10 protein-coding genes are annotated in these 16,305 nt (G+C 61.9%); 4 read left to right on the top strand and 6 right to left on the bottom strand.

Features of this window, described 5'->3' with window-relative positions:
• Positions 1-51 precede the first annotated feature (51 nt).
• The 3 genes from G5171_RS03390 to pykF all read right to left on the bottom strand — a co-directional run bounded on the left by G5171_RS03390 (position 52) and on the right by pykF (position 6,059).
• Complete coding sequence (locus G5171_RS03390) at positions 52-984, bottom strand: GGDEF domain-containing protein (protein WP_421250462.1); 933 nt, start codon at positions 982-984, stop codon at positions 52-54.
• Between the two features lie 182 nt (positions 985-1,166).
• Complete coding sequence (gene mscK, locus G5171_RS03395; protein ID WP_421259824.1) at positions 1,167-4,496, bottom strand: mechanosensitive channel MscK; 3,330 nt, start codon at positions 4,494-4,496, stop codon at positions 1,167-1,169.
• Between the two features lie 150 nt (positions 4,497-4,646).
• A complete protein-coding gene (gene pykF, locus G5171_RS03400) occupies positions 4,647-6,059 on the bottom strand; it encodes a pyruvate kinase PykF (RefSeq protein WP_031227651.1) in 1,413 nt (470 codons plus the stop codon).
• Positions 6,060-6,367: 308 nt separating this feature from the next.
• Here pykF and G5171_RS03405 point away from each other — a divergent pair, with 308 nt between their 5' ends.
• Together G5171_RS03405 and G5171_RS03410 are read left to right on the top strand one after the other, a co-directional pair.
• Positions 6,368-6,610 (top strand): hypothetical protein, encoded by a 243-nt coding sequence (locus tag G5171_RS03405; RefSeq protein WP_164537431.1) that lies wholly within the window; start codon positions 6,368-6,370, stop codon positions 6,608-6,610.
• 166 nt (positions 6,611-6,776) lie between these two features.
• Complete coding sequence (locus G5171_RS03410) at positions 6,777-7,541, top strand: DODA-type extradiol aromatic ring-opening family dioxygenase (RefSeq protein ID WP_164537430.1); 765 nt, start codon at positions 6,777-6,779, stop codon at positions 7,539-7,541.
• Positions 7,542-7,630: 89 nt separating this feature from the next.
• Here the strand turns inward: G5171_RS03410 and G5171_RS03415 are convergent, their stop codons facing one another.
• The 3 genes from G5171_RS03415 to G5171_RS03425 form a co-directional block, all read right to left on the bottom strand.
• The gene (locus tag G5171_RS03415) at positions 7,631-11,383 is read right to left on the bottom strand and encodes an AAA family ATPase (RefSeq protein ID WP_421259825.1); all 3,753 of its coding nucleotides are present in this window, start codon (positions 11,381-11,383) and stop codon (positions 7,631-7,633) included.
• A complete protein-coding gene (locus G5171_RS03420) occupies positions 11,380-12,606 on the bottom strand; it encodes an exonuclease SbcCD subunit D C-terminal domain-containing protein (protein WP_421250459.1) in 1,227 nt (408 codons plus the stop codon). Before G5171_RS03420 ends, G5171_RS03415 begins: the two co-directional genes overlap by 4 nt.
• Positions 12,607-12,709: 103 nt before the next feature.
• Positions 12,710-13,138 carry a GNAT family N-acetyltransferase gene (locus G5171_RS03425; RefSeq protein WP_164537427.1) on the bottom strand — a complete coding sequence of 143 codons (429 nt, stop codon included), beginning with the start codon at positions 13,136-13,138 and terminating at the stop codon, positions 12,710-12,712.
• Positions 13,139-13,317: 179 nt separating this feature from the next.
• On the opposite strand from G5171_RS03425, the gene rdgC reads away from it, so the two are divergent.
• Together rdgC and ggt are read left to right on the top strand one after the other, a co-directional pair.
• Positions 13,318-14,229 (top strand): recombination-associated protein RdgC, encoded by a 912-nt coding sequence (gene rdgC, locus G5171_RS03430; protein WP_005350107.1) that lies wholly within the window; start codon positions 13,318-13,320, stop codon positions 14,227-14,229.
• 191 nt (positions 14,230-14,420) lie between these two features.
• Positions 14,421-16,202, top strand: coding sequence for a gamma-glutamyltransferase (gene ggt, locus G5171_RS03435; protein ID WP_421250457.1), 1,782 nt, complete (start codon positions 14,421-14,423; stop codon positions 16,200-16,202).
• Positions 16,203-16,305 lie beyond the last annotated feature (103 nt).

A 16,305-nucleotide genomic window follows, 5' to 3' on the forward strand; every position in this document is an offset into this window, starting at 1 on the left:
TGCTTCGGTTTTTTTATGGTTGCATGCGAGCTTCCCTTTCTGGCTATCAGGCTATTGTGCCGAGATGACCACCCGGTTACGTCCCTGCTCCTTCGCCTGATAAAGGGCCCGGTCTGCCATCATCAGCAGATAGTCGATGCTCTCCTGACCCTTCATGCCGGCACACCCCAGACTGATGGTTAGCGCGATCTGTTCTCCTTGCCATGGCAAGCGGGTGGTACTGACATGCTGGCGCAGTTGCTCGGCACGTTGTGCCGCCTGCTCAAGGCTGCAGTCTGGCAGGATCAACAGAAACTCCTCTCCACCCCAACGGGCCAGGCTTTCCCCGGGCAACAACTGGCCCGCCATGGCATGGGCGACGGCGCAGAGTGCGGCATCGCCCGCAGGATGGCCGTAGCGGTCATTGACCTGCTTGAAATGGTCGATATCTCCCAACACCACCGAGAGGGGCTGGCCCTGCAACCAGAGAGCCTGCAGCTGTTGCTGGGCGCCACGCCGGTTGGTCAGTTCGGTGAGGGGATCGGTGCAGGAGAGGCGGCTCACCTCTTCTACCATGCATTGCAGGTCGTGGATATCGCGAAAGGTGACGATATGGCTATCCGGGATGGCATCTGCCCCCAGCTGGGCGGTGACGATAAACCAGCGAGAGTGGCCACTCTTGCATCGAATCAGCGCCGGCATCTCGGCGACCTCCAGTCCATGGTGCAGGCTCTGCTCTATCTGGTTATGCCAAGCCTGAATTACCGAGTTGCGATAGCTCTCATCGGGATAGGCGAGGTGAAACCAGCTCTCCATGTCCGGCAGATCCTGCAGCTCATAGCCCAGCTGTTCGCGAAAGGCCCTGTTGAGGAAGAGATGGCGACGCAGGGGGATCCGGTCGGGTGACATATGACCCTGGCTGGCTGTCGACTCGGACACCAGGATTGGGAGCGGGATCACATCAAAGGAGCGAAACAGAATGTGCTCTAGTTGTTGGTCATCCATGGGCGAAAACGCGGCTCCCTGCTCTCCCGTTCGTCAGCCTACATTAGGTGAGAGACCGCAGCGGGTAAACTCATTTATCACTCTCCGGCGGTTGCCTGAGTGGACGGTCGTGGCAACGGGAACATAAAAAAGCCGCTCACCAGGGTGAGCGGCTGTTGCCATCAGATTCATGCAGTTCGCTATCAGGCTGGCTGCTTGCCATCTTCCGCGGGCGGCGGCAGGGCGGCGGAGTTGGACTCCACCTTCTGCTCTTCGCCCTGCATGTTCTTGATGTAGACATCCATCTGGTTGAAGGCGATCTCGATGCCATTCTCGCGGAACAGCTGGTCGATCTTGCGGTTCAACTCGTCCACCGCCGGGTTGCGATCCCCCAGTTCGCTCACGAAGAAGCGCAGCTCGTGATCCAGAGTACTGGCGCCAAAGGTGAGGAAGTAGACGATGGGGGCTGGGTCTTTCAGCACGCGGCTGTTTTCGTCGGCCGCCTGTTTGAGCAGGGTGCGGGTCAGCTCCAGATCCGAGCCGTACGCCACGCCCACCCGCACGATCACCCGGGTGACGGTGTCACTCAGCGACCAGTTGATGAGCCGTTCTGTCATCAGTTGCTGGTTGGGGATGATCACCTCTTTGCGGTCGAAGTCGGTCAGGGTGGTGGCGCGAATGCGGATCCGCGAGACGGTACCGGAGAAGGAGCCGATGGTGACGGTGTCACCGATCCGCACCGGACGCTCGAACAGGATGATGATGCCGGAGACGAAGTTGGAGAGGATCTCCTTCATGCCGAAACCGATACCGACTGACAGACCACCCGCTACCCACTGCAGCTTGTCCCACTGCACGCCCATCATGGAGAGAGCGGTCAGGGAGCCAAAGCCGATCAGCACGTAGTTGAGCATGGTGGTGATGGCGTAGGCGGTACCCTGAGCCAGGTTGAGCTTGGAGAGCACCAGCACCTCCAGCAAGCCGGGCAGGTTGCGCGCCAGTGACCAGGCACCGCCGAGCAGCAGGAAGCCGATCAGCACATCACTCAGGCTGATGGGGAACAGCACGGCGTTGGCGCCGGTGCCTTCACTGCGGTGCCACAGCACCATGCTGTCGAGGTAGGAGAAGACCGCGACCAGATCAGACCAGAGCCAGTAGAAGGCGACACCGAAGATCAGCATCAGCACGGTACGGGTCAGACGCAGGGACTGCTGGCTGACATCCTCCAGATCCATGGGCTGCTCTTCGATGGACTCGCCACCTTCCGCATCTTCCGAAGATTTGTGCTCACGCTTGGCCACCGCACGGCGGTAGGCCAGACGACGGGCAGCCAGCTCCAGACCACGCAGGGCGGTGCGGTAGACCAGGCTCCAGATGATGATGAGGTAGAAGGATTCGATCAGGCGACCGGTCAGCTTCAGCGCGGTGTAGTAGTAACCGAGCACGGCCAGCACGATCAGCGCCACCGGTGCCAGCGCCAGGGCAATGGCGATCAGCGACTTCTGCATGCTCGCCTCGCCCTTGATGCGGGCGCGGGAGATGGGGAACACCAGATAGGCGGCCAGCCCCAGCAGGGTCAGGGTCATGGCCTGGCCGATCACGTCGTTGCCCAGGGTGGAGGGTTCAACCACCGCCTTGGTTGCGAGCATGATGAGCGGCAGCAGTGGTAACCAGATGTAGCGCATGCTGTTGCGCTTGGCCTGCAGCTCCGCTTTCGGGATCCGGAAGTGGGTTTCGGCGATGCCGCCCGGGCGCATCACCGCCAGATAGACGCTGAATACCAGATAGCCGAGGGCAAGGTTCAGGGTGATCTGGAACATCAGCTTGGGACTGAGCAGACCGCAGTAGGTGAGCAGCAGACCGCCAGCCAGAATGAACATGCTGCCCGGCAGGCGTTGCAGCACGGTATAGAGCAGGGCGCGCGGGGTGTGCCACTGGCTGTCCTGACGGAAACGGCCAAGGTCCTTGGTGATCTTCTTCTCGCGCTCAACCAGCGCCGGACGTTTCCAGACCAGCAGGCCGCCGATCAGCAGCAGCGGGAAGGCAAGCAGGGAGATCCCGAGCAGCTCTTCGCGCCAGCGTTTCCAGTCCGGTTTCAATACCCAGTCGGAGGCCTGTTTGTAGGCCTGGGCGGGCCAGCTGATAAACCACTTGCTGTCGATGGGCTTGTTGCTGCTTACCCAGAAGATGTGTTGCTGCAGGGTAAATTCGATAGAGGCATAGACCCGCGCCAGCTGCTGCTGGGTCAGCTGCAGGCTGATGGCGTTGGTGAGCTGGCTGTCGAGTTGGCGGTTGAGCTGGTCGAGCAGATTGATGCGGGTGTCGAGCAGCTTGGCAAGGCTCTCCTTGTCCTCCTCGCTGACCGGATCCTTGCTGCCGGCGATCAGATTGTCCAGATAGAGGTTCTTCTGGAACAGCTGGTCACGCTGCTGGCTCAGTTCAAACTGGGCCAGATGCAGATCGGCAATCTGCTCTTCCAGATTTTTGACGGCGATGGTGGGTGCCGCTTCCAGCTGCTGGTAGAGCTGATAGAGGATGCGTGACAGCAGCAGATTGCCCTTGAGCATCTGCACCTGTTCATTGAGGTTGCGCTCGGTCTGGATGCCGCGCTCCAGCCAGCTCTTGGCTTGCAGGTTTTTCTGGACCAGCGAGTTGAGGTTGGTGGTGGCACCGATCAGCTGCTGGCTGAGCTGGTGGTTGAGCTCCTGCTCTTTTTGCACCAGCGGGCTGTCTTCGGTCGCCACCAGTTCACCGGTCTGCTCGGCGGTTTTTTCGGTGTCGCCGAGGCGCTTGGCGCTGCTCTGATCCTGTAACAGCTGCAGTTTCTGCTCTTCGCTGGCGAGGCGGGCACTCTGGTAGTCGCGCTGCTTGATCGCCAGATCCTGCATGCTGGTACGGTTATCCAGCTCCTTTTGCAGGTGGGCAAGTTGCAGGTCGAGCAGGGCCAGTTCGGCACCGAGCTTCATCTTCTCGGCGCTGGAGACGCTTTCACCTGCGTTGAGGCGGGTACGGATCTCCTGACTGCGCTGGTAGGCACGGCTCATGCTGGCCTGGGCCCGCTCTGGCAGGGTCTGCAAGCTGGTGAGCTGGCTGCCGATGGCACCGAGGGCCTCCTGGGCCGCCTGCATGTTGGCCAGCACTTCCGGCTGACGGCTGTCGAGCTCTGCCAGACTCATGCTGGCGTATTCGCTCTTGATCTGCTCGGCACTCTTGCCCTTGGTCAGGGCATCGAGCTTGGCGCTGATCTCTCTGAGCTCGGTGGGCAGGTTGCGGATCCTCTGGGCCTGGGTCTTGGCCTTCGCCTCTTCCTTGTCGATGCTGTCGAGCAGTCCGAGGGTTTCGGTCAGCAACTTCTGATCCGCTTGCTGACTGACGGTCAGGGTCTCTGATTTACCCAGACCATCCAGCGCTCGCTGAACTGCGTTGCGAGAGGGGACATCTTGCGCCATGGCTTGCGGCATGCAGAGGCTGGCGAGGAGACAGAGCAGCGGCAACAGGGTGGCCGAGACTCTTTTAAAACGTATTGAGGGCATATAACTTCCGGGTTATTACGCGATATTCGGGAGATTTCCCGCATAGATTAAATTCGCGTGGATTCTAACACCGGGCTTGTCAGGTAAGCAGGGGGGAGGGACAAAAAAAACGGCGCCCGCAGGCGCCGTTTTCAACTCGTTCAGCTCTGATTAAAGAACGTGAACAGAAGCGGTGTTGGTGGTGCCGCTCGGTACCAGAGCACCGGAGACCATCACAACTACGTCACCTTTCAGACCCATGCCGATTTCAAGCGCGGCTTCTTTACCGATGCGATAGAAATCGTCGGTAGAGGCGATGCTGTCAACCACGTGAGCAACCACACCCTTGGTCAGAACCAGCTGGGCAGCAGTTTTCTTGTTGGTGGTGATAGCCAGGATCCAGGCTTTCGGGAAGTACTTGCGAATGGCCTTGGCAGATTTGCCGCCTTCGGTAGCGACCACGATCAGCGGGGCGTCCAGCTTCTCGGAGGTCTCTACGGCGCCTTTACATACGGCTTCGGTGATGCGCAGCTTGTTGCTGTCGTTGGCAGCAGACAGGTTGGACGGCATCACGGCATCGGTACGCTCGCAGATGGTGGCCATGATGGTCACGGCTTCCAGCGGGTACTTACCCTTGGCGGATTCACCGGACAGCATCACTGCGTCGGTACCGTCCAGGATGGCGTTGGCCACGTCACCAGCTTCGGCGCGGGTCGGACGCGGGTTCTTGATCATGGAGTCCAGCATCTGGGTGGCAGTGATAACCACTTTGCGGGCTTTGTTGCACTTGGCGATGATCATCTTCTGGGCGAAGATAACTTCTTCAACCGGGATCTCTACACCCATGTCGCCACGAGCAACCATGATGCCGTCGGAAACAGCCAGGATCTCGTCGAAGTTGTCCAGACCTTCCTGGTTTTCGATCTTGGAGATGATCTGGATGTTCTCGCCACCGTGGGCTTTCAGGTGCTCACGGATTTCCAGAACGTCTTCTTTCTTACGGATGAAAGAAGCAGCAACGAAATCAACGCCTTGCTCGCAACCAAAGATCAGGTCGCGCTTGTCTTTCTCGGCCAGCGCCGGCAGCTTGATGGAGACGCCCGGCAGGTTAACGCCTTTGTTCTCGCCCAGGTCACCGTTGTTCAGCACTTTACAGATAACTTCGCGCTCGGTGATTTCGATAACGTCCAGACCGATCAGGCCGTCATCAACCAGGATCCGGTTGCCGACGCGCAGATCGTTGGCGAAACCTGCATAGGTCACAGCCACTTTGTCTTTGTTGCCAACCACAGTCTGGTCGGTGGTGAAGGTGAAAGTCTGGCCCGCGACCAGCGCGACGTCGTTGCCGCCTTCCAGCTTCATGGTACGGATTTCCGGACCCTTGGTGTCCAGCAGGATAGCTGCGTGCTTGCCGGTCTCGGCCATTACAGCGCGCAGGTTGCTGATGCGGCTGCCGTGCTCGGCGTAGTCACCGTGGGAGAAGTTCAGGCGCATGACGTTCATGCCGGCGTCCAGCATTTTGGCCAGCATTTCTTTGGATTCGGTCTTCGGACCGATGGTGCAGACAATTTTGGTCTTTTTCATGTCAATCTTCATGGTTAAGGAATTTCCGCCGAGCAATATACACCAGTTTTTGGAATCTTTTTATGATCCAGAAACAACGTTTTGACCAGATAACGTTTTCTTTTCAGGGATAACGTTTTCCTGTGAGTCACATTTTAGAGCATACGGCCACAGGTTCGGGCTGAAGGGATACAAATGTTGCCATCTGTGGTTGTTTGGCCGGGTTGAGGTTCAGATGTTGTAAAATGACCACCCGTCCGCTGTCACCGTCTTGTCACCGGCTTGCGCAAAAATGTTAGTTCATTGGCGCACGGGTGAAGGAGGCAGGGATGAAAAACAGCCATGAAACCGGATGGGCTTTTCTCTTGCTGGGCGCCGCCCTGCTGCTGGTTCAGACACTGCCAGCCAGCTACTGGCCTGATAATGCGCGACTGCTGGCGATCTTCTCCCATCCGGTGAAAGGGGAGGCGGCCGCCGAGGGATTGGCGTGGCGAGAGTGGCAGGATCACAGTGCAGCGACCCGGATGGCGCTTCGTGCAGCCCGACTGCAGCCGGAAGCGCCGCAGCGTTGATATCTATTGCCGATTACCTGTCGTGAAGGCGTGAAATTATCAACCATTGGTTGATAGTTCTTATCCATCTTGCTGGATTGTTCACTTTTAATGGCAGGGGGATAATCGATTCCAACAGCGATATCCCCTCCGGTATCGCCCCTGATACTTTGTTGGAGTCTGCTTTATGTCCCTCGCCCCCGTCTGGTTTATCTCTCACGGCGCACCGGATCTGGTGCTGCGTGAGCAACCCGCCACCCGCTTTCTGCGAAACCTGCGTCTGGGTGAGCTCAAGGGGCTGGTGGTCATCTCCGCCCACTGGTTTAGCCGCGAGCTGCAGATCAACGTCGAGCCCAAACCGGCCTTGATGTACGACTTTTACGGTTTTCCCGAGCCCCTCTACCGGATGCGCTGGCCTGCCAGCAGCCCCGAGTGGCTGCAACAAGGGGTGAGCGACCAGCTGGCACTGGCCGGACTGACCGCCACCCCGGTGCGACGCGAGCTGGATCACGGGGTCTGGTCGCCGCTCTCCCTGATCGACCCAAACAGCGAGATCCCGCTGGTGCAGATCTCCATTCCCGCGAGCTTCACCCCGGCCCAACTGTGGCAGTTGGGAGAGGTGTTGGGGGCACTGCGCAGTCAGGGGATTGGCATCCTCGCCTCCGGTGCCATCACCCACAACCTGCGGGCGCTGGCGCCGGAAGGCTCGCCAGTGCCGGAGTGGGCCAGCCAGTTTGTCGACTGGCTGGAGCAGAAGATGGCCGACGAGGATCGTCTGGCGTTGCTCGACTATCGCCAGCAGGCTCCCGGAGCGGTGGAGTCCCATCCCCACGACGATCATCTGCGCCCGCTCTTTGTGGCGTTGGGGGCGGCCGATGGTGTGGCGCCCACCCGGCTGCACGAGAGCTGGGATGGCGGCAGCCTCTATATGGGCGCCTACCGCTTCGGCTGATAGCCTCTCAACAAGACCCCGCCAATTGGCGGGGTCTTGTTATTTACGGCGTGGTGGATCGATGGTAGTGGTGATTGAGCCGAAGGCCCTCAGGGAACCACTACCCGGCTCTCGCCGCCGCCGAGGGCTTCGACCCTGATCTGCACGCCAATCCGCTCCACCAGCGTCTGGACGTGGGAGATGACTCCGATCTGGCGGCCGGCGGCCTGCAGGGAGTCGAGGCTGGCGAGCGCCAGATCCAGGCTGTCCGGATCCAGGGTGCCAAACCCCTCGTCGATAAACAGCGATTCGACCTGGGTCTGCCGCGACGAGAGGCTGGAGAGGGCCAGCGCCAGCGCCAGCGACACCAGAAAACTCTCGCCGCCGGAGAGGGAGTCCACCGAACGCACCTCGTCCCCCATGTCGAGATCCACCACCTGCAGCGCCAGATCGGTGCCGGGTACCCGCTCCAGCCGGTAGCGCGGTGATAGTTCGGCGAGCTGGGCGTTGGCCTCCAGCAGCAGACGCTCGAGGGTGAGGCTCTGGGCGAAGGTGCGGAACTTGGCGCCGTTGGCTTGCCCGATCAGATCGCACAGCTGCTGCCAGTGGTCGGCCACTGCCTGCTGGGCGGCCAGCTCCTGTTGCAGGCTACCCGCCTTGAGGGCGGCGGCTTCGGCCTGTGCCAGCTTGCTCTTGTACTCGAACAGCTGCTCTTCAAGGGCGCGGCAGCGGGCATCGAGCGCCACCAGCTGCTCGCTCAGCTCTGCATCCGGCAGGGCGGCCAGCTCGGGGTGGTGCTCGCGATAGCGATCCCGCTTGCTCTCCTCCAGTGCCAGCGCCCGTTGCCGCTCGGCAAGGCGGGTGCGCGCCTCGCCAAGGGCATCTTCCAACCCTTGCAGGGCAGTGCGGCGAGCCTTGAGTTCATCGGGGCTGATGGCGAGCAGACGGCGCAGGTCGTACTCGGCGATGCCGAGGGTAGTGGCGTGGGCTGCCCAGCGCCCTAGTACCTCCCGCTTGCGGCGGCTGCTGGTCTGCTTTTCCTGCTCCACATGGGTGAGGCGGGTCTTGAGCTCGGTCTGCCGCTCCCGCAGAGCACGGGCGCCGCTTTGCATCTGCTCCAGTTCGCTGGCGAGTTGTTGCAGCCGCTGTTGCCAGCTGCTCTCGACCAGCGGGATCTCCTCGCCATTCAGACAGGCGGCGCGGCTGGTGAGCAGCCCCTGCCGCTGCTGCTCATGCTCCTTGTAGTCCCGCTCGAGTTTGTGCAGCAGCTCGCGCTGGGTCTGCAGGCGCGCCTCCTGCGCGCTCAGGGCAGGGGTGAGGCTGGCGATCTCGCTGGCCAGCCGCTCCCACTCGCTCTGGCCGTGCAGCCAGGCTTCGCAGGTCCGTTGCCACTCGTGCCACTGCTGGCTGCCGAGCCACTGGCGCCAGGGTTGGCCGCCCATCTGTTCATCGAGGCGGTGGGCGCCCTGTTCGAGGCGCTGGCGCAGGGTCGCCTCCTGCTCACCCATGCCTTTCACTTCCCCTTCCAGTGCGATGCGCTGGCGATCGGCCTCCTGCCACTGCTGGTCAAACTGCTGGTGCTGGGCAGCCAGTTGGCTTAGTTGTTGACGCACCCCTTGCAGCTGTTGTTGGCCAAGCTGGGCCTGACGCAGCTGCTGCTGGCTCTGGGCCAGCCCCTGCTCCAGCGCCTGGCCACGGCCAAGCAGGGTGCTCATCAGCTCGTTCCACTCAATGGGGCTTTGGCGCAGCGGCAGCGAATGGCCGAGCAGGGTATCGCCTCCCAGTTGCAGCCAGCGCTGGGTCAGCTGTTCGGCGCGCGCTTCCAGCTCCGGCAGGTGCTGCTGGCGCACTGCCAGCTGGCGAGCCAGCTCCTGACGCTCGCTCTCGCACTGAATGTATTGGTGGTTGAGCCGCTCCCACTCCAGTTCGAGGCTTCTGGCCCGCTCCGCCAGCTGACCGAGAATACCCGCCACCTGCGGCTGGCTCTGGCTGTAGGGGTGCTCCTCGGCGCCGCAGAGCGGGCAAGGTTCTCCATCGCTCAGGATATGGCGATACTGCTCGAAGCTGGCGATGGCGCGGGACTGCTCCAGCGCATGGCGCGCCTCATCCCGCTGCAGGGCGAGCCGCTCGCGGGCGGGGGCCAGCTCTTCGCTTAGGGTGGCGAGCTTGCCAAGGGCCTGCTCCAGCTGGGCAATCTCCTGCTGCAAGCGGCCATGTTGTTCGCCGTGGTTGCGGCCATAATCGGCCAGCTCCAGCAGCTGGCGCAGCTGTCCCAGCTGTTCGGTTTGCTGCTGCCACTGCTCCTGCGCCTTGGCGAGGCGGCTCTCCCACTGCTGCTCCTGCAGCTCGTTCTGTTGCTGTTGCAGCCGAGCTTGTTCATGTTGCCAGTAGTCGCGCTCCTGCTGACCTTGCTCCAGCTGGCGCTGCAACTGTTGCAGGGCGCGCAGCTTGTGATCCCGCAGGGTGAGCAGCTGTTGTAGCTTGTCGGCATCCTCGGCCCAATCCTGCATGGCGGTGAGCAGGGGCTGCCACTGGCGAGCAACCGGTGCCAGCTCCTTGTGCTCTTCGAGCCAGAGCCCCCACTGCTGGTGTTGCTGCTTGAGCAGTTCTACCTGTCGGCTCTGCTCGCGCCAGCCCTGTTCGAGAGTGAGCTGGACCTCCCGCTCCTGCGCCCCCTCCTGCTGGATCTTCTGCAACTGCTGCACTTTTTCCCGGATGCGGGTATCGAGCTCCTGCGCCCGCTTGAGTTCGGGTTGCAGGGCGCCCCATTCCCGCTCGGCGGCGATCTTCTCCGCCAGCAGCTGCTGTTCGGTCAGCGCGCTCTGCTGGGTCTGCGCCTCGAGCTTGGCCAGCTCCGGCCCCAGCTCGGCGATCACCTTCTCCTGCTGCTGCACTTCGAGGGTGAGGCGGGCCAGCTCGTTGTGATCGGCGCGGGCCACCTGAGCCTGCTCGGCGCGGGCAAACTCGTCGCGCTCGGGGGCGGCGGCGCCGTGGGCCTGCAGGGCGGCATCGAGCGCTGCTTGTCCCTCGGCGCAGCCCTGCAACTGGGCGGCAATGCGGCTGTTGAGGTCGCGCAAGTCCTGCATCAGCTGCTGTTGCTGCTGCTCGTGCTTGAGGGTGGTGGAGAGGCTCACCTGCTGGCTCACCCACTGTTCGCGGGTGGCCTCGTCCATCAGCTCTACGTCGCCGAGGCGCTGGGCAATGGTGGCCAGCTTCTGCTGCTCTTCCCGCGCCCGTTCATAGGTCTGGATGGAGATGGCGGAGTAGAGCTCGGTGCCGGTCATCCGTTCGAGCAGGGCGGAGCGCTCGTTGGCGTCCGATTTGAGGAAGGCGGCAAACTCCCCCTGCGGCAGGATCACCGCGCGGCGGAACTGCTCCCAGGAGAGGCCCACCAGCTCGTCGATGCGATCCTGCAGCTCCCGTTTGCTGCCGGAGAAGACCTGCCCAGACTCGACGTCGGTCAGGGTGCGCTCCTGCGCCTGAAAGCGCCCCTCCGAGCGGTTGCGCGCCCGGCGCACCGCCCAGCGGGCCAGCCAGATGCGGCCATCGCAGCCGCGAAACTGCACCTCGGCAAAACCGCTGGCGTGGCCGCGACTGAGGATGCCGCGTACGTCGTTGGCCTTGAGCTTCTCTTCATCATCCATACGGCCCACTTCGGCCACGTTCTTGCGATTGGCGATAAAGCGCGGCATCTCGTCGTATAAGGCCAGACAAATGGCGTCGAGCAATGTGCTCTTGCCCGCGCCGGTATTGCCGGTGATGGCAAACAGACCGGCGGCGCCGAGCGCTCCCCTGGTAAAGTCGATGGTGAAGGGGCCGGTCAGACTGGCCAGATTCTCACCAGACAGAGACAAGATTTTCATTGGTTTGACTCCTTCACCTGCTCCAGGATCTCTTCAAACGAGGCGACCAACCCAGCCTCGGGCTCCCCTTCAAACTGGCGCTGATAGCAGAGGCGAAACACCTCGGTGGGGGAGAGCTCATCGAGCCTGCGCCGCTCGCGACCATCGGCCAGCCCTTCCCCCGAGCCCTGATACTGGGTGCTGATGCGGGCCAGACGCACCGGTTTGTCGGCGATGGCGGCGAGAATGCGCTCGCGAATGCGGGCTTCGGGCTTGGGCAGCAGCAGCCGTACTTCGAGGAAAGGCTGTGCTTCTTGTGGACAATCAGGCAGCTCGAGCGATGCGATGGCTTTGAGTGCGTCGTCGAGGCTGCTCTGGGGCAGGCGGATCATCTCCACCGCGCGGGGGACCGGGATCCGCTCCAGCCCGGCCAGTTTACCCTCCGCAAAGGTCACTTCCAGCACCTGGTGGTTGTAGTTGGCTTCGGCGAGCGAAAGCGGCAGCGGCGAGCCGCTGTAGTGCACCCCCTCGGCCGGGCTCTGGGCCAGATGGAGGTGGCCGAGCGCCGTGTAGTCGGCACCGGCAAAGAGTTCGGCAGGCAGGGCGTGCTGGTTGCCACCAAGCACCCGCCGCTCCGACAGCTCCGAGAGCTGGCCTGCCGCCAGATAGGCGTGGCCCATGGCAATGAGTGGCAGCTCCTCCCCGCAGCGAGCACGCCCTTCGGCCAGCACCTCGGCATAGACCTGTCGAACCCCTTCGATCAGCCTGTCCTGCCCCTCAGCCAGCTGTTCCACCCGCAAGTCGCTGCTGCGCAGGAACGGCACGGCGGCGCACCAGGCGGCAATGTTGCCCTCCCGGTCTTGCAGCGGTACCAGCAGACGGTCGGTCTCGAGCTTGCCCTCACTGTCGCGGCTGATGCTGCCCACCAGATGCAGTTCAAAGGCGCGCAGCAGCTCGTGGGGGGCATCCAGCTTGGAGGGGGAGTCGTGGTTGCCGCCGATCAGCACCATGTTGAGGTGGGGCATCTCGGCGCGCAGCCGCGCCAGAAAACGGTAGAGCTGTTGCCAGGCGCTGGCGGGCGGATTGGCGGTATCAAACAGGTCGCCTGCCACCAACAGGGCGTCGATCTCGCGCGCCTTGAGGGTGTCGCTCAGCCAGTAGAGGAAGGCATCGTGTTCAAAACGGCGGTCATGACCATGCAGTTGATGGCCAAGATGCCAGTCGGCGGTGTGAAGGATTTTCATTGGAAAGCAGCCCGATTTCAGGGATGGTGCCTGGGGCACCCGATGGAGACAAGATGAGGATGCCCCGTGCTTTTTTCAAGTAAAACAGCGGGCTGTCATCAGTTCATGCGGGTTCGCAGCACATCTTGTACTGGGGGTGACCGGTGAGAGGATCGGACTCTTCACCCTTGATGACGAAACCGTGGCGACGATAGAAACGTACTGCCTGATCGTTCTCGACGAAGACCCGGGCGTGGAGCGACGCCCCCTGACGCTTGGCCTCCTGCAGCAGGGCGTGGCCGACGCCGCGACCCTGACGGTCGGGACGCACAAAGAGGGCGGCGAGGAAGTTGTCCACCAGCGCCATAAAGCCGAGCAGATCGCCGCGCTCCTCGAACACCCAGATGGCGGCACGCTCGAGATAGCGGGTACGCAGATCCTCCTGTGCCTGCCACCAGCAGGAGGCATCGACGAAATCGTGGGCCTGCAGGGAGGCCAGCAGCCAGATTTCGACGATCTCTTCCATATCTTCCGGGCGACTGGGCCGCAACATAAATCCATCCTTGGTAACAACTTGTACACTCGCAGTCTAGGGGAACTTGACGGCCGCTCAGGTGATATAAATGAGACCCTGTGAGGTCGATCTCCCTTTATTTAGCGAGAATGATTGGCTGATCACAAAGCGCCTCTCTAGTACAATGCCCGCCGGACAATCTAGAGACCGAGGACGCCATGTGGTTTAAAAACCTGCAGATTTATCGCTTTACCCGCCCCTTTGACCTGACCGTGGATCAGCTGGAAACCCAGCTGGAAGCCTGTGCCTTCACCCCTTGCGGCAGTCAGGACATCTCCCGTTTCGGGTGGGTCAAGCCCCTTGGCAAATTCGGCTCAACCCTGACCCACTCTGCCTCCGGCCACATCCTCATCTGCGCCCGCAAGGAAGAGAAGATGCTGCCCGGTACCGTGGTCAAGGAGATGCTGGCCGAGAAGGTAGAGGCGATCGAGTTCGAACAGGGACGCGCCCTCAAGAAGAAAGAGAAGGAAGCGCTGAAAGAGGAGATCCTCCACACCCTGCTGCCCCGTGCCTTCAGTCGTACCAGCCAGACCTTCGCCTGGATCAATCCGGCCGACAATTTGATGGTGGTGGACGCAGGTTCTGCCAAGAAGGCGGACGATCTGCTGGCGCTGTTGCGCAAATCCATCGGCTCCCTGCCGGTGGTGCCTGTGGCCCTCAAGAACCCGCCCGAGATCACCATGACCGAGTGGCTGAACGAGGGCAATCTGCCAGCCTCCTTCACTCTGGAAGACGAAGCCGAGCTGCGCAGTGCCATGGAGCACGGCGGCATCATCCGCTGCAAGCAGCAGGATCTGATGACGGATGAAATCAAGAACCACCTGGCCAACGACAAGCTGGTGACCAAGCTGGCCCTCAACTGGGGCGAGACCGTCAGCTTCGTGCTGGGGGATGATCTCTCCATCAAACGCCTGAAATTCAGCGAAGAGCTGCGCGAGCAGAACGACGATGTCACCAGCGAAGATCCGGCCGCCCGTCTGGATGCGGACTTCGCGCTGGTGACCTCCGAGCTGTCCCAGTTTATCCCGGCGCTGTTTGCCGCCCTGGGTGGCGAAGAGCAGTCCATCTAACCGGACTTGCGCCTGTTTGGCCTCTGCCATCCCATCGTAAAAACCGCCTTCGGGCGGTTTTTTTATATCTATTGCGGATTGCCATTATTGATAGATGAGTAAGATATTGATCTCGTTCAATAACTTGAGCTGTCAGCGCCAATCGTGACATAGTCCCTCTTCATGGTCATAAAACAGACAAGGAGAGTGTCATGTTGCGCAAACCTCTGGGGCTGGCTGTCGCCCTTGCCCTGCTGGCCGGTTGTGCCAGTGACAACGGCTTTCACTACACCCCGCCAGCCCAGACCCTGATCGCACCCGAAGCCGCCAGTGGCTGGACCGACAAACAGGGCTGGCAGGGCCATGATTTCATGGTGGCGGCCGCCAACCCGCTGGCGGTGGATGCGGGCTACCAGATCATCAAGGCCGGTGGCAGTGCTGTCGATGCCGCCATTGCGGTGCAGTTGGTGTTGACGCTGGTGGAGCCGCAATCTTCCGGGATCGGTGGCGGGACGCTGCTGCTGGTGTGGGATGGCCGCAAGGTGAGTGCGGTGGATGGCCGCGAGATGGCGCCGGCTGCCGCCACCGACCAGCTGTTTATGCAAGATGGCAAGTCGCTGGCGTTTTATGACGGGGTGGTGGGGGGCCGCTCGGTCGGCGTTCCCGGCACCCTGCGCGCTCTGGCACTGGCCCATCAGCGTTATGGCAAGTTGCCCTGGGCTGCGCTGTTCGAGCCCGCCATCACGCTGGCAGAACAAGGATTTGTAATAAGTCCACGGCTGGCCACATTGCTGGCCAAGGATCCCTATCTGGCTCGTGACCCGGATGCCCGTGCCTATTTCTATCAGGCGGATGGCAGCCCCAAAACGGCAGGCACCCGGCTGAACAACCCGGCGCTGGCTAAGGTGTTGCGCACTCTGGCAACAGAGGGGGTGGATGCCTTCTATCAGGGGCCGCTGGCGGATGCTATGGTGGCCAAAGTTCGCCAGCATCCCACCAATCCCGGGGTACTGGCGGCCACCGATCTGGCCAGCTATCAGGCCAAACTGCGGGATGGCCTCTGCTTTGACTATCGCCAGAGCAAGATCTGCGGTTTCCCCACTCCCTCATCCGGCACCCTGGCGCTCGGCCAGATTTTCGGCATGCTGGAGAGCCGCGATATGGCCGCCCTCAAGCCGATCACCACGAAGGAGGGGGGACTGGCTGCCTCCAGTGAGGCTATCCACCTCTACAGCGAAGCGGCGCGTCTCGCCTTCGCCGATCGCAACCAGTACGTTGCCGACAGCGATTTTGTCAGCGTGCCGGTGAAGGGGCTGCTGAACAAGGATTATCTGGCCGAGCGCGGCAAGCTTGTCGGTCAGCACTCCATGGGGATTGCCAAGCCCGGTACGCCGCCACTGGCGCTGGCACGCGGCAAGGATGCGACCCCCGAACTCCCCTCCACCAGCCATGTCTCGATCGTCGACAAGGCGGGGATGGCCATCTCCATGACCAGCTCCATCGAGGATGGTTTCGGATCGCGTCAGATGGTCAACGGCTACCTGCTCAACAACCAGCTCACCGATTTTTCCTTCACCTCGGTGGATGCCGCCGGTCTGCCGGTGGCAAACCGGGTGGAGCCGGGCAAGCGGCCCCGCTCCTCCATGTCACCCCTGCTGGTGTTTGACAAGCCAAGCGGCGAGCTGACCATGACACTGGGCTCGCCGGGGGGCTCCGCCATCATCAACTACGTGGGCAAGACCCTGCTCGGCACCCAGGATTGGGGTCTGAACCTGCAACAGGCCATCAACCTGCCCAACTTTGGCAGCCGCAACGGCCCCACCGAGCTGGAGGCGGGACGCACCCCCATGTCGGTGGTCGAGGGATTGAAGGCGAGGGGACATGAGGTGGTACTGAACGAGCAGACCTCCGGCCTGCAGGGGGTTGAGCGCAATGGCGGTGGCTGGTTTGGTGCAGCGGATCCGCGCCGGGAAGGGATCGCCAAGGGGGAGTAAGGTTCCCATAACAACAAGGCCAGCATAATGCTGGCCTTGTTGTTGATGGAGCGTGACGGAGCGCTTACTGGATACCCAGCAGCTCCACGTCGAAGATCAGGAC

The organism is Aeromonas sp. 600774, assembly GCF_049175075.1.
Taxonomy (GTDB): Bacteria; Pseudomonadota; Gammaproteobacteria; order Enterobacterales; family Aeromonadaceae; genus Aeromonas; species Aeromonas veronii_A.